Source organism: Herbaspirillum sp. DW155, from assembly GCF_037076565.1.
Taxonomy (GTDB): Bacteria; Pseudomonadota; Gammaproteobacteria; order Burkholderiales; family Burkholderiaceae_D; genus Herbaspirillum.
Map to the genome: position 1 here is coordinate 3,790,664 of NZ_AP029028.1, position 14,509 is coordinate 3,805,172.

Below are 14,509 nucleotides of genomic sequence, written 5' to 3' on the forward strand. Positions count from 1 at the left end.
CGTGATCTTTGCATCAAGCGAGCCCGGGCAATCCGAGGAATAGCAGGCGATGCCACGGCCAATTTGTGGATTCACTCCATCTCCTTGTGCCGGGTGATGTCGCATGGATACTTTCAGGTCAACAAGCGTGCGCCGAAGCGCCCCCAGGAGGGAGAAGATGTCAATGAAACGGCAACTTTATGGGGCGCCGGCTATCTGTTCACACAACAGCGCGCTTCCCGCCCGCGCGCGATGGAACAAGCTGCAAAACGACAACAAGGAAACCATGCCAAGCCTACTCCCCGCCCGTCTCCCGCGCCGCCTTACCCTGACCCTGTGCAGCCTGGCCGTTCCACTGTGGATGGCGACCCCGGCCCACGCCGGTATTTCGATGGTGCAACCACCCAAGCGTGTCGATGCCAGCAAACCGCTGGAACTGACCCTGCTGGTGGCCGAGGATGAACAGGCCGAGCGCACCTATGAATTGCCCGCCACCCTGCTGGTGGCGGCATCGGCCGACATGATCCCGCCGCAGCAGATCGCCCTGCAGCGCGTCGATGGCGCAGACAGCCTGACCCTGAAGCAAGGCCAATTCCGCAAGGTGCGCTACCGGGGCGAGTTGCCCGAGCGCCTGCGCGGCATGGTGCGCATCGAACCGATCGGCATCGATGCCTCGCCGGTGCTGGTGGCGGTGGTGCGTCCGGATGCCTCGCTGGGACCCTTGCCGGAGTCGCCCGACCTGATCAATACGCCGCTGGCCGACTCGCGCAGCAAGGTGGCCCCGGTGGCGCCGTCGGCCACCGTGTTCACGCCCGGCGCCAATGCCTCGCCCGTCGAGAGTGCGCCGGCGGCCGAAGACATCCTCTCCAACAATCGCCGGCTGTCCTTCAATGAGCCGATGTATTTCACGGTGGGCCACAACAATGGCGATACCAATGCGCGCTTCCAGCTCAGCTTCAAGTTCCGCCTGTTCGTGCCGGATGATCCGCGCTCGCGCGGCCTGCTGGACAATCTCTACCTGGGCTACACGCAATTCTCGCTGTGGGACTTGTCGGCGCCCTCGGCGCCCTTCCGCGATACCAGCTATCGTCCCAGCCTGTATTACTATCTGCCCGACGTGGGCATCCAGAACAGTGTCTTGAGCCGGGTCGGCATCGCCACCGGCCTCGAACACGAATCCAATGGCCGCGACGGCACGGCCTCGCGCAGCATCAATACGGTTTTCATCGAGCCGAGCTTGAACTTCGGCAATCTCAACGACTATCACTTCAAGGTCGCGCCCAAGCTCTATGCCTATCTCGGCCCTACCCGCGACAATCCGGACATCGCCGACTACCGCGGCCATCTGGACCTGAAGCTGGCCTACGGCAAACCCGATGGCGTGGAAGTGGCGACGCTGCTGCGCAAGGGCAAGCTGGGGGGCAAGTACAGCGCCCAGACCCAGCTCACCTACCCGCTCTCGCGCCTGCTGCCGGGCACGGCGGGTTACCTGATGGCCAGCTACTTCTATGGCTATGGAGAAAGCCTGCTGACCTACAACCAGAAGGATCACCCGCAACTGCGCATCGGCTACGCGCTGTGGCGATGAATCCGCTGGCCGGCGCATGAAATGCAACGGGGATGCCATGCATCCCCGTTCAGGTTGATGACGAACCCCGTGTTTTCGAACACGGGGTTTTGTTTTTCAGGCGCAGGTAATTTGCAGATGGTCGATGGCGCAGAAGCCAAGCAATGCGCTCATTTTTCTCTGTAGCCACTTTTGTACGCTGGCATAGGCGTTCAAGCCCGGTAAAAGCGCGCGCAAGCGCGCCACCAGCAGGGCAATCTTCTTCATGTTCTGGGCCGCCGCCGCCAACAAGCACTGCTCGGCGACCTTGCGCAAGCCGCGCATGCGGGCATAGCGATGTCCGTGCAATTGCTTGGCGTCGGCGAAGCTGCGTTCTACCGTTTCCTTGCGTCGGGCATAGATGCGCTTGCCCCATTCGGTACGACGCCGATCATCCACCTTCTCCTTGGAACGCTCCCACACATGGCGCGTCACCACCTTGACCGCATTGGCGCTATTGGTGCATTGCTCGCGTACCTTGCAGCCCCGGCATTGTTCAGGCTTGGATTTGTATTCCCGATACCCCTGCCGATTGGTGGTGCTGTAGTGCAAGGACTGGCCCTGCGGGCAGATGTATTCGTCACGGTAGGCATCGTACTCATACGCCCGTTTAAAGAATGTCCCCGGCTTGTGGTTGGGTGTGCGGTAGCCCATCACGCCGCTGATCTCGCGATTCTCCAGTCCCTGGCAGACGGCCGGTGTGAAATAGCCAGCATCCAGGCCAACGGCCTGTACATCAAATCCGAACGTCTGGCGCTGACGATCCAGGCGTGCCAGATAAGGTTGACTGTCATGGACTGAGGCGGGCGTGACATGGGTATCGGTAATGATGCAATGCTTGGCATCGACGGTGCGGTGATCCAGGTAGAAGAAGCCCTTGGGCTTGTCGTCGCGCACCATGTAGCCGCTCTCGGGATCGGTGCGACTAACCTTGATCTCTTTGGTGGGCGGCTCATCATCATCGTCACGTTTGAGCGGCTTCTTGCCATGCTCGGCACGGTCGATATCCACAGCCGCATCCAGTTCGGCCAGATAGGCCGAGGGTGTCTGGGCAACTTGAACGTAGTCGAACTTGTTCTTGTTGGCGTTGGCCTTGAGGTGGGTGCTGTCGCTGTAGAGCACACGGCCATCGACCATGCCGCGTCCAATGGCCTGGCGCACGATCTCGTCGAAGATGTCTTGATAGACGGTGGTATCAATGAAGCGGCGGCGCCGGTTCTGGGAGAAGGTGGAGGAGTCCGGCACCTTGTCGGTCAGACGGAATCCGGCAAACCAGCGATAGGCCACGTTGACCTGGACCTCGCGGATGAGCTGGCGCTCGCTGCGGATACCGAAGAGGTAGCCGATGAACAAGAGCTTGAAGAGTACCACCGGGTCCAGTGCCGGGCGGCCATTGTCGGCGCAATACAGATGCGCCACCTTCTCGCGGATGAACTCGAAATCCACCGCCGCGTCGATCTTGCGCAGCAGGTGGTCCTTGGGCACGAGCATCTCGATGGTCACCATCTCTAACTCGTGCTGGGCGGCTGTCGGTTTTTTGAGCATGACCGATTAAACAACAAAGCCTTGGCTCTCGCCAGGGCTTTGTCATCAATCTGAACGGGGATGCCATGCATCCCCGTTTCTTCTGGCGCCGCTGATGGAGGACCGCTCAGGTCACCGGCGTGCGCATGGTCACGAATTCCTCGGCGGAGGTCGGATGGATGCCGATGGTGGTATCGAACTGCGCCTTGGTGGCACCGCATTGCAGGGCCACCGCAAAGCCCTGGATCACCTCGCCGGCATCGCCGCCGACCATGTGCACGCCGAGCACCCGGTCGGTCTTCGAATCGACCACAAGCTTCATAAAGGTACGTTCGGTATTGCGCGAGAGGGTGTTCTTGAGCGGCTTGAAGTCCGTTCTGAATATTTTTACTTCACCATGCTCGCGACGCGCCTGTTCTTCGGTCAGCCCCACGGTGCCGACATTGGGATGACTGAACACTGCTGTCGGAATATTGCGATAGGACATGCTGCGCTCGCCCTGGCCGAACAGGCGCGACACCACGACCATCGCCTCGGCCAGCGCCACGGGGGTGAGCGCCACGCGGTCGATCACGTCGCCCACGGCCAGAATCGAGGGCACGCTGCTCTCGAAGTGTTCATTGACCACCACGGCACCGTTTTCCTTCAGGGCCACACCGGCCTTCTCCAGCCCCAGGCCGCGCGTATTGGGTGTGCGTCCGGTGGCAAACAGCACGCATTCGGCGGCCAGCGTTTCGCCATTGGTCAGGCGCACCTGCTTGACGCTTTCTTCCCCGGCGTGGGCTGCCTCGATGGCATCGATGCTGGCGTTGAAGACCAGCCGGATGCCCTTCTTGCCCATTTCATCGGCCAGATGCATGCCCAGGTCCGCATCCATGTTGCGCAGCAGGCGCTCACGGCGAACCACCAGCGTCACCTCGCTGCCCAGGCCGTTGAGGATGGACGCCAGTTCCACCGCGATATAGCCGGCGCCCAGCACCACTGCGCGCTTGGGCAGCCCCTTCAGGTGAAAGAAATCATCGGAGGTGATACCCAGCTCACTGCCCGTAATCTGCGGCTTGTCGGGATGGCCGCCCGTGGCCACCAGGATGTGGCGGGCCGTGAAGCGCTGGCCATCGACGTTGACGGTATGGGCATCCTCCACCGTCGCAAAGCCGCGATGCAGGCTGACGTTGGCGCCCTCCAGCAGACGCTGGTAGATGCCGTTCAAGTGGGCGATCTCGCGGTCCTTGTTGGCGATCAGGGCCGACCAGTCGAAGCTCGGCTGGCCGGGCAGGGTCCAGCCATACCCTGCGGCATCGGCGAAATCCTCATGGAAATGCGCACTGTAGGACATCAGCTTCTTGGGAATGCAGCCGACGTTGACGCAGGTGCCGCCCAGATCGCCCTTCTCGGCCAGCCCGACGCGGGCCCCGGCCTGGCCGGCGAAGCGCGCCGCGCGCACGCCACCGGAACCGCCACCGATGGTGAAGAGGTCGTAATCGTATTGGCTCATGGTTTCTCCAGAGAGTGGCCGCAGCCCCCTGGCTACGCCCTTTGTTGGTCTTTGTTGGTCTTTGCGTCCTTGCGTTATGCGGGCGGAAGGCCGCTTTGCAAGTCCGTCCGGCGCTTGCCATCGAGCGCCCGCATCACCAGCAGCACCGGCGCCAGCCCCACCAGCACGATGGAGAAGGCCGGCAGCGCCGCCTCGCCCAGGCGCTCATCGCGCGCCAGGTTGTGCGCGATCACGGCCAGGGTATCGGTATCGAAGGGCCGCAACAGCAAGGTGGCCGGCAGTTCCTTGACCACATCGACGAACACCATCAGCGCCGCCACCGCCAGCGAGCGCCACAACAGCGGCATATGCAGGCGCCAGGCGATCACCGTGCGCGAACTGCCCAGGGTGCGTGCCGCTTCATCGAGGCTGGCCGGAATGCGCGTGTAGCCGGACTCCACCGACTGCACCGCAACCGCCGTGAAGCGTACCAGATAGGCATAGATCACGCCCAGCGAGCTGGCCGTGAGGAGCACGCCCAGTCCGGCCGCCGGCCACACGGCCTGCAGCCAGGCCACCGGCAGCAGGATGCCCACGGCGATGACCGAACCGGGAATCGCATAGCCCATGCCGGCCAGCCGCGCGGTCAGACGCAGCATCGCGCCCTGCAGGCGCGGCAGGTGGGTGGCGCGCAGCGCAAAGCACAGGCCCAGCGCCAGCACGATGGCAGCTCCCGCCGCCATGCCACCGAAGCGGAAACTGTTCCACACCCAGCCGGCATAACGGAGCAGATCGAAGGCCGGCATCGCCCCATCCGTGCTGCCCCGCTGCCCCGCCCACAGCTGCAACAGGATCGCCACCGGCAGCACGAATCCCAGCACCACCGGCAAGCCGCACACCATCCACGCTGCCAGCGTCTGCACCCGCGACAACTGCGGCAGGCGCGCCTCGGCCCCCTCGCTGCCGCGCGCTCCACGGGCGGCCGCAAAGCGCATGCGGCCCTGCTCGCGCCGTTCCAGCCACAGCAGCACCGCCACGAAGAGCAGCAGCAGCGAAGCGTACTGGGCGGCGGCGATGCGGTCGTCCAGCACCACCCAGGCCTTGTAGATACCGGTAGTGAAAGTGGTCAATCCGAAATAGGCCGAGACCCCGTAATCGGCCAGCGTCTCCATCAGCGCCAGTGCCGCCCCGGCCGCCAGCGCCGGCCGCGCCAGCGGCAAGGCCACGCGCAGGATGCGTTCGGACAGGGGCGTGCCCAGCATGCGCGCCGCTTCCATCAGGTGCATGCCGCGCTCGCTGAGCGCATTGCGCGCCAGCAGGTAAGCGTAGGGATAGAGCGTGAAGACGAACATGCACACCGCGCCGGCCAAGCCGCGCACGTCCATGCGCCAGCCCGGGAACCAGCCGCGCAGCGTGCTCTGCACCGCACCCGCGTATTGCAGGAAATCGGTATAGGCATAGGCCGATACATAGGCTGGCATGGCCATCGGCAACAACAGGGCCCAGGACAGCCAGCGCCGCCCGCGAAACTCGAACAGGCTCACCGTCACCGCCGTCGCACCGCCGACGATGACCACGCCCAGCGGCACCATCAGCGCCAGCCAGCCCGAGGTGGCGAGGTAACCGGGCAGCACGGTCTGCATCTGCTGGCGCAGATTGTCGAGGCCCGCGGCATCCAGCCCGAACCAGGCAGCGAGGATGCCGAAGAGCGGCAAGGCGATCAGGACAGCGAGCAAACCGATGATGTGCATAGGAGAAGCGGCCAGAAAAAGAATTGCCAGGGGAAGTCGGCGGTCCATGCGCTACACTGCGCACTCCGAGACAAACGCGAATTGTAACCATTTCACCGAGCCTGCCCATGTTTCTGGAAGTCGAACACGTCAGCATCCGTTATCCCCGCACTACCCACCCTGCCGTCGAGGCCGTCTCGCTGCACCTGCAGCCGGGCGAGCTGGGCGCCCTGATCGGCCCCTCCGGCAGTGGCAAGACCAGCCTGCTGCGCGCCGTGGCCGGGCTGGAGCCGGCGCAGTCCGGCCGCATCCGGCTCGACGGAGAATTGCTGGAAGGCGATGGCGTGCGCGTACCGGCCGAGGAGCGGCGTATCGGGATGGTGTTCCAGGATTTCGCGCTGTTCCCGCATCTGGACGTGGCGGCCAACATCGGCTTTGGTTTGCGCGGCATGGCGCGGACGCAGCGTGAGGAGATCGTGGCGCAGATGCTGGCGCTGGTCGGACTGCCCCAAGCCGCCTCCAAGTTTCCGCACCAATTGTCGGGGGGACAGCAGCAGCGCATTGCGCTGGCGCGCGCACTGGCGCCGCAACCGCGCCTGCTGTTGCTGGATGAACCGTTTTCCAGTCTCGACGTGGAATTGCGCGAACGCCTGGCGCACGATGTGCGTGACATCCTCAAGCGCACCGGCACCACGGCCTTGATGGTGACGCACGACCAGATGGAAGCCTTTGCCGTGGCCGATGTCGTGGGCGTAATGCGGCAGGGCCGGCTGGAGCAATGGGATACGCCTTACGCGCTCTATCACCGCCCGGCCACGCGCTTTGCGGCCGATTTCATCGGGCATGGGGTGTTGCTGCGGGGTGAAGTACAGGCGACGGCGGATGCCGGGCCGCAAGGGGAAATCGAAGTCCGCACCGCAGCGGGCCTCTTGCGCGGGCTGCCGCTGGAGGGCGCAATCAATGCGGGGGGGACGCAGGTCGATGTGCTACTACGCGCTGACGACGTGATGCACGACGACGCCTCGCCATTGCAGGCGCGCGTGGTACGCAAGTCGTTCCGGGGCGCGCAGTTCCTCTACACCCTGGCGCTGGAGAACGGCCAGCCACTGCTCTCGCTGGTACCCTCGCATCACGATCACGCGGTGGGGGAATGGATAGGAATCAGGCTGGAAGTGACGCATTTGGTGACGTTTCCGAGCATGGAATCGTCATTGGCGGCGGCGCCCTCCGCCACGGTGGCAACCACCCCGGCGGCGGCAGGCAGCACCGCCTGATCCACCCCGGCCGCCCTCCCCAGCGCATCCACCACCAGCCAGTCCAAGGCGCGACGCATCAGCCGCGCGCCTTCGACAGCACCACCAGCCAGCGGCGCAGCAACAGGATTTCCACGTGGCCGGGCTCGATGCCGGCGCTGCACTCGATCACCGGATTGACCCGGTAACGGCGCACGTAGGTATCACGGCAGATGAAGATTTCGCGGCGACCCAGGCGGATGGCCAGCGAAGACGGGGTGGACGATGCAACAGCGAAGCGAGCGTCGGAAGCAAGATCAAAGTGGGTCATGGCAGCGATTCCTCTTCTTGTCGATAGGAGGCTTCACTTTAGCACAGTACTGTATGAATACACAGTATTTTTTATACAGTACTGTATTCACCATGGCGAGCATACAACAACCCGGCCGCCCGGCCCGATGGCGCGTGGCGCTCAGGCCACACCCGCCGCCAGGCGGGCGCGGACGAAGCCGATATGTTCCCGCAGCACGTAGAACTGGTCGGCAAAGGCCAGGGGCATCTTCATGCGATTGACCGCAATCTCGATCTCATCCAGGCGCCTGAGCATCTCGGCCTGCTCTTGCGGCGACTCGCGCGAGAGTCCGCGTTCCAGCGCGATCAGTTCGCCATACCAGCGATAGATGCGCGAGCGCACGCGCCAGCCATAGAGCATCGGCACCAGCCTGATCCCCGGAATCAGCAACAGGATCACTGGCAGCACGATCACCACTGCACGGTCCAGCAGGCTGGCCATCCAGAACGGCAAGGTGCGGTAGAAGAAGGTCTTGCCGGACTTGTAGTAGCGCGCCGCATCGTCGCTGATCGGATATTCATGCTCCAGCGGCGCCGGGAATTCCCCGGCCTTCTGCATCACGTTGGCCTTGCCGTGCACCTCGCGCGCCGCTGCGATCAACAGGTCCGAGAGCGCCGGATGCAGGTCGTCCCGCGCCACCAGCTCGGCCGTGGGGGCGATCAGTTGCGTATCGCGTGCCGGCAGGTTGCGCGCCAGGTCGAACACGCCCATGGGCATCTTCAGCGTATTGAGATAGCGGAAGCGCCGCACGTAGGCCTCGGCCTGAGAAAAATCCAGAATCCGGATGCCGGGCGCGCGCAGCAGCTTGCCCATGGTCGCCACCGAGACCGAATCGCCCATCAGGAAGGCCGCGTCGATCTTGCCGCTGGTCAGCTCCTGTGCGGCTTCATCGCCGCCGATGTTCAACAGCTGGGTACTGCCGCCCGGCTCCACGCCATTGGCTTTGAGCAGGGTCGCGGCCAATACGCTGGAACCGCTGCCCTGCCCGCCAATGGCAATGCGCTTGCCGGCCAGTTCCGACAATTGCCGCAGCGGCGGCGCCGGGCGGCCATCCGGGCGCGGCGGCGGGACGCGGTAATACACCGACACCGGCACGTAGGAAATGCTGCCCAGCGACACCAGCGGTTCCAGTGCCTCGGCCGGCACGGCACTGGCCAGGCCGCCCTGCACGAAACCGACGTCGACGTTCTGGTCCGGGTCGGCCAGGCGCTTGAGGTTGTCCAGCGAGCCGCCGGTCTCGACGATATCAAGGCGGATGCCATCGCGCGCCAGCAGCGTCTTGTAGCGCTCGGCCACGCGCCAGAAATTGCTGTCCTTGGGACCGGCGGCAATCGTGATGGAAGACGGCGGGGCCGGCCGGATCAGCCAGATCACCAGCCACGCGCCGATCAGGATCAGCAGGATGATGGGACCGAAGCTGACGGCCAGATCGCGCCACGAGATGGCCACGAAGCGCGCCCGGATGCGGGTGGCCGAGGGCGCATAGGCGGAGAGTTTCTTGTCGTTGGGCATGCGCTATTCTAGCCGCGCCACCTCCCTTTTGGCCGCTCCGCCTTGTAACCCGATGTGACTCAATAGGTCTTGTAGGGCAGGAACTTGCCCGACAGCATCACATTGACGCGATCGCCATTGGGGTCGGCCTGGCGCTGGATATCCATCTTGAAATCGATGGCGCTCATGATGCCGTCGCCAAATTCTTCGTGGATCAGCTCCTTGATGGTGCTGCCATAGACATTGACGATCTCGTACCAGCGATAGATCAGCGGATCGGTCGGCACCGCAGTCGGCAGCGATCCCTTGTAGGGCACGATCTGCAGCCACAGGGTCTCTTCATCGGTGAGTTCAAACATCTCCTGCGCCACGGCCGCCTGCCTGGCGGTCAGGGTCATCTGGCCCAGCATGGCAGCGGTGGTCCACTCCTTGCTCTGGCCGATGCGCTCGGCGATCTGGGCCCAGCTCATCTTCTTGCTGACCTTGGCGGTGACGATCTTCTGGGTGACTTGGTTGCGGTCCATGCGCTCTCTCCTTGGGTGGACGAAAAAGAATATCGACGACACTTTGCAGTCCCTGTCATCGATCCTGACGAAACGGTGCTGCACAATGACGATACAAACTGACGAAATGCCCCATCCACGCGCCCGGCCTCAGGCCACCGCCTGCTCCAGCCCCGGCATGACGATACGGGGCGGCAGGCGCGCCGCGCCGCTGGCCTGCGCCGCCTGGATCTGGCGCGAGCGGTGCACCAGAAAATCGACCAGGTGATTGCGGATGCGATAGAACTGCGGATCGTGGTGCATGCCTTCGCGCGTGCGATTCTTGGGCAACGTATTGATGACCACCTCGGCGATGCAGGCCTGCGGGCCGTTGGACATGAGGAAGATCTTGTCGGCCAGCAGGATCGCTTCATCCACATCGTGGGTAATCATGAACACGGTCTGATGCGTGGCCGCGCAGATCTTCAGCAATTCGTCCTGCACCACGCCACGGGTCAAGGCATCGAGCGCACCGAAGGGCTCATCCATCAACAGCATCTTGGGTTCGATGGAAAAGGCGCGCGCAATGCCCACGCGCTGCTTCATGCCGCCCGACAGCTCGGAGGGCTTCTTGTGTTCTGCGCCCTTCAACCCCACCATTTCGATGAAACGCCGTGCATGTTCCTCGGCCCTGGCACGCGACCAGTCCGGCCAGCGCGACCGCACCGCGAAGACCACATTGCCCAGCACGCTGAACCAGGGCATGAGCGCATGGCTCTGGAACACCACGCCGCGATCCAGGCTCGGTCCCCTGACCTCGCGCCGGTCCATGATGACCACGCCCTCGCTGGCCGCTTCCAGCCCGGCCAGCACGTTGAGGATGGTGGTCTTGCCGCAGCCCGAGTGCCCGATCACGCACACGAACTCGCCGCGATCGATGCCGAAGGACACCTGCTCGAACACCGGCGGCGCACCCGCTGCATAACGCTTGGACAGGCCCTGCACGCTCAGGAAATTGTGGTCCATGCTGCTCCCCTCATTCGACATAGGTGACCCACTTCTGCAGCCGCGCAAAGATCAGGTCCAGCACCATCAGCAGTGCGGCCAGCAGCAGCAGCGAGATCAGCGCGGCACGCCAGCCCAGATGCGGCGAGGGCATCATGCACTCCTCTTGATGGCGAAGCTGTTCACGTAGGCGTCGGCCTTGCTGGCATCGAACTCCTTGCCCATGATGGAATACTTGCGGTAGGCCCCGTCCGGCACCGGCTGGCCCAGTTCCTTCATGTGCTTCTTGGCCTCGGTCAGCAGCAGCACCTTCTCGGCGATGGCCTTGTAGTCGACGTCGCCCTTGATGTAGCCCCAGCGTTTCATCTGCGTGAGAATCCACACTCCCATCGAATCCCAGGGCACCGGATCGAAATCAGCGCGGCCCGGTACGTTCCTGACGTTGCCCAGGCCATCGGCGAAGCGGCCGGTCAGCACCTGCTCCACCACCGTCTCCGGCTGGTTCAGGTAGGCCGGTGGCGAGATCACCTTGGCCACCAGCGAGCGGTTAGCCGGATCGCGCGCCATCGCCGCTGCCGTCAGCACGGCGCGCAACAGCGCGGCGAAGGTATTGGGATTCTGCCTGATGAATTCTTCGGAAGTGCCGAAGGCGCAGCAGGGGTGCCCATCCCAGATTTCCTTGGAGAGGATGTGGATGAAGCCCACCTCGTCATACACCGCGCGCTGGTTGAACGGGTCCGGACCGAGGAAGCCATCGATGTTGCCCGCCCGCAGATTGGCCACCATTTCCGGCGGCGGCGTGACGCGGATCTGCACGTCGCGGTCCGGGTCCAGGCCGTGTTCGGCCAGGTAGTAGCGCAGCAGGAAATTGTGCATCGAATACTCGAAGGGGACGGCGAACCTGAAGCCCTTCCATTGTTTGGGATCGCGCTTGTCCTTGTGCCTGGTATGCAGTGTGATGGCCTGGCCGTTGATGTTCTGGATGGTGGCCACGCGCATCTGCGTGGCGTTGCTGCCCACGCCCATGGACATGGCCATCGGCATGGGCGAAAGGAAGTGCGAGGCGTCGTGTTCCTTGTTGATCATCTTGTCGCGGATCAGCGCCCAGCCGGCCGTCTTGTTCAATGACACGTTCAGGCCCTGCTTGCGATAGAAGCCCAGCGGATCGGCCATGATCAGCGGCGCCGCACAGGTGATGGCGATGAAGCCGATCTTCAGATCCTTCTTTTCCGGCGCGCCATTCTTTTCCTGCGCCATGGCCTGCAGCGAGCCCAGCGGCAACACGCTGGCAATGGCCGCCCGCGCCGCATTCCTGCCCACCGCCCGCAGGAAATCACGGCGCTCGGCCACGCGTGGGAAGAGCGAACGCATCACGGCTTCTTCCACCACGTCATTGGTCAGCGCTTCCACATCGCAGCCGCGTTGCTGGCGCTGCTGCCCGGCCAGCACATCGGCCTCGTGCTGCTGCTGGCTGCCGTGGCGGCCGCAGGAACAGCCCTGCCCGGCGCGCTCGGCGTCATAGGTGTGGAACAGATTGGTCTCTGGTGCGTCCGGCATGATTCCCCCCGTTTGGTGAGTGTTAGGGTTGCTGCGTTCACCTGCACCACCTGCAAGGGATTGGCCAGCCCGCTGCATTACGTCATGGGCTCACGACATCTTGTAGTGCTGCCACTACAAGCAACGTCGAATACATCGTCAGAATGACGAAAACACGCTGCAAAACGACGACAACCGTACCGCCCTCCTCAGACCGGCAGCAACTGGTGGCGCACCGCGTACATGGCGATGCCCACATCATTGGACGCTCCGGTCTTTTCCAGAATGCGGCTGCGGTAGGTGCTCACCGTGTTGGGGCTCAGCTCCAGCTGGTCGGCGATTTCCTTGACGCTGCGCCCGGCGGCGATGAGCTGGAACACCTGATACTCGCGGTGCGACAGGCTCTCATGCGCGGCCCGCTGCGGTGCCGTGGCGCGCTGGGCCAGGCCCGAGGCCAGCGTCTCGGCCATCTGCGCGCTCACGTAGAGGCCGCCGCCGGCGGCCTTGCGGATGGCCTCTACCAGTTGCGCGGGATCGGCGCTCTTGTTGAGATAGCCGGCCGCACCCAGCTTGTAGCAGCGCGCCGCATAGTGTTTCTCGGGATAGGTGGACAGCATCAGCACCGGCAGGCGCGGCATCTCCTGCTTGATCTGGCGCAGCACGTCCAGCCCGTCCTGCTGGGGGATGGCGATGTCCAGCAGCACCAGATCGATGGCCTCGACGCGGGCGCGGTGCAGGACATCCGGCCCGTTCGCGCATTCGGCGGCGACCTCGATATCGGGCGTGTCGGCCAGGATCTGCTTCAGGCCCTCGCGCACGATGCGATGGTCATCGCACAGCAGGATGCGGATGTTGTCGCCGGCCGCACTCATGTCAGCGTCCTCCCGGTGTGATGGGGCAGGCGCAGGCAGACCAGCGTCCCCGGCCTGCCATCGGCTGGTGCATGGCGCGCACCAGCAATGCTCAGTGCGCCACCGAAGTGCAAGGCGCGCTCGCGCATGCCCATCACGCCATAGGACGTGGCCGCCTCCTGCGCGGCGCGGGGCGTGCCCACGCCATCGTCTTCCACTTCCATGCGCAACTCGGCCGGGGTCAGGTGGACGGCGATGCGCACCTGCGTGGCCTGGGCGTGGCGCGCCACGTTGGAAAGCATTTCCTGGAAGATGCGAAACGCCGCCGTGGCCTTGGCGCCATCCGGGACGAAGGCCTCGGGCGCGATATCGAACTCGACCTCGCAGGGCAGTTCGGTGGCTTCGGAGAATTCCTGCACCTGCCATTCCAGCGCGGCGATCAGGCCCTGGTGATCGAGGATGCTGGGGCGCAGGTCGGTGATGATGCGTCCCACATTGTCGACGGCGGTTTCGATCAGGCGGCTCATGGCCTCGCACTTGCGCGCCACCGGATCGAGGTGGGCCACACGCTTGGCCATCCAGTTCACGTCCAGTTTCAGGGCCACCAGCAGGCTGCCCAGTTCATCGTGGATCTCGCGGGCGATGCGGGTGCGCTCATCCTCGCGCACCGAATGCGCATGCGCCGACAATTGCCGCACCTGGCGCAGCGCCGCCGACAGCTCGCGGGTGCGCTCGGCCACGCGCACTTCCAGCTCGGCCTTGGCGCGCTGCAACTGTTCCTCTGCCTGGCGCCGCTTGGAAATATCGCTGAAAGCAATCACCGCCCCGCGCACCTGACCGGCATCGACGATCTGATAAGAGGAATACTCGGTGGCAAAACAGCTGCCATCGGCGCGCCAGAACACTTCCTGGTCGACCCGGCAGGACTCGCCCTTGCGGAAGGCTTTCAGGATGGGGCAGTCGGCCTCGGCGTAATGGCCGCCATCCTCATGACTGTGATGCACCAGCTCGTGCATGTTGCGGCCAAGAACTTCGGCGGGCGCATAGCCCAGCATCGCGGCACCGGCCCGGTTGATGAAGGTGCAGCGCCCCTCCAGATCGATGCCGTAGATGCCCTCGCCGGTGGAGTCCAGCAGCAGCGCCAGCTTGTCGCGCAGCAAGCCGCCCGGCGGGGCCAGGGCAGCAGAAGCCGGAACGGGGAGGAAGGAATCGGTATGCATGCCCTTGCAGCCGCAAGAGCCATGCCA

Annotated in this window: 13 protein-coding genes; 2 read left to right on the plus strand and 11 right to left on the minus strand. The window is 64.2% G+C overall.

Annotation, left to right across the window (positions count from 1 at the left end; genetic code table 11):
- Positions 1-265 precede the first annotated feature (265 nt).
- Complete coding sequence (locus AACH55_RS17225; RefSeq protein WP_338715883.1) at positions 266-1,567, plus strand: phospholipase A; 1,302 nt, start codon at positions 266-268, stop codon at positions 1,565-1,567.
- A 96-nt stretch (positions 1,568-1,663) separates the two neighbouring features.
- On the opposite strand, the gene AACH55_RS17230 is transcribed toward AACH55_RS17225, so the two are convergent.
- The 3 genes from AACH55_RS17230 to AACH55_RS17240 form a co-directional block, all read right to left on the minus strand.
- Positions 1,664-3,130 carry an IS1182 family transposase gene (locus AACH55_RS17230; protein ID WP_338714814.1) on the minus strand — a complete coding sequence of 489 codons (1,467 nt, stop codon included), beginning with the start codon at positions 3,128-3,130 and terminating at the stop codon, positions 1,664-1,666.
- 106 nt (positions 3,131-3,236) lie between these two features.
- Complete coding sequence (gorA, locus tag AACH55_RS17235) at positions 3,237-4,604, minus strand: glutathione-disulfide reductase (RefSeq protein WP_338715884.1); 1,368 nt, start codon at positions 4,602-4,604, stop codon at positions 3,237-3,239.
- 74 nt (positions 4,605-4,678) lie between these two features.
- Positions 4,679-6,334, minus strand: a complete 1,656-nt coding sequence (locus AACH55_RS17240; protein WP_338720330.1) for an iron ABC transporter permease — start codon at positions 6,332-6,334, stop codon at positions 4,679-4,681.
- Positions 6,335-6,441: 107 nt separating this feature from the next.
- On the opposite strand from AACH55_RS17240, the gene AACH55_RS17245 reads away from it, so the two are divergent.
- Positions 6,442-7,587 carry an ABC transporter ATP-binding protein gene (locus AACH55_RS17245; protein WP_338715885.1) on the plus strand — a complete coding sequence of 382 codons (1,146 nt, stop codon included), beginning with the start codon at positions 6,442-6,444 and terminating at the stop codon, positions 7,585-7,587.
- A 58-nt stretch (positions 7,588-7,645) separates the two neighbouring features.
- On the opposite strand, the gene AACH55_RS17250 is transcribed toward AACH55_RS17245, so the two are convergent.
- The 8 genes from AACH55_RS17250 to AACH55_RS17285 form a co-directional block, all read right to left on the minus strand.
- Positions 7,646-7,876 carry a hypothetical protein gene (locus AACH55_RS17250; protein ID WP_008330905.1) on the minus strand — a complete coding sequence of 77 codons (231 nt, stop codon included), beginning with the start codon at positions 7,874-7,876 and terminating at the stop codon, positions 7,646-7,648.
- A 141-nt stretch (positions 7,877-8,017) separates the two neighbouring features.
- Complete coding sequence (locus AACH55_RS17255) at positions 8,018-9,409, minus strand: TAXI family TRAP transporter solute-binding subunit (RefSeq protein WP_338715886.1); 1,392 nt, start codon at positions 9,407-9,409, stop codon at positions 8,018-8,020.
- Between the two features lie 59 nt (positions 9,410-9,468).
- On the minus strand, positions 9,469-9,912 hold the full coding sequence (gene cynS / locus AACH55_RS17260; protein ID WP_338715887.1) for a cyanase: 444 nt from the start codon (positions 9,910-9,912) through the stop codon (positions 9,469-9,471).
- A 129-nt stretch (positions 9,913-10,041) separates the two neighbouring features.
- Complete coding sequence (locus AACH55_RS17265) at positions 10,042-10,896, minus strand: ABC transporter ATP-binding protein (protein WP_338715888.1); 855 nt, start codon at positions 10,894-10,896, stop codon at positions 10,042-10,044.
- Positions 10,897-10,906: 10 nt separating this feature from the next.
- A complete protein-coding gene (locus AACH55_RS17270) occupies positions 10,907-11,029 on the minus strand; it encodes a hypothetical protein (RefSeq protein WP_338715889.1) in 123 nt (40 codons plus the stop codon).
- The gene (locus AACH55_RS17275) at positions 11,029-12,432 is read right to left on the minus strand and encodes a CmpA/NrtA family ABC transporter substrate-binding protein (RefSeq protein ID WP_338715890.1); all 1,404 of its coding nucleotides are present in this window, start codon (positions 12,430-12,432) and stop codon (positions 11,029-11,031) included. Before AACH55_RS17275 ends, AACH55_RS17270 begins: the two co-directional genes overlap by 1 nt.
- Before the next feature lie 188 nt (positions 12,433-12,620).
- Positions 12,621-13,283 (minus strand): response regulator transcription factor, encoded by a 663-nt coding sequence (locus AACH55_RS17280; protein WP_338715891.1) that lies wholly within the window; start codon positions 13,281-13,283, stop codon positions 12,621-12,623.
- Positions 13,280-14,482 carry a PAS domain-containing sensor histidine kinase gene (locus AACH55_RS17285; RefSeq protein ID WP_338715892.1) on the minus strand — a complete coding sequence of 401 codons (1,203 nt, stop codon included), beginning with the start codon at positions 14,480-14,482 and terminating at the stop codon, positions 13,280-13,282. Before AACH55_RS17285 ends, AACH55_RS17280 begins: the two co-directional genes overlap by 4 nt.
- Positions 14,483-14,509 lie beyond the last annotated feature (27 nt).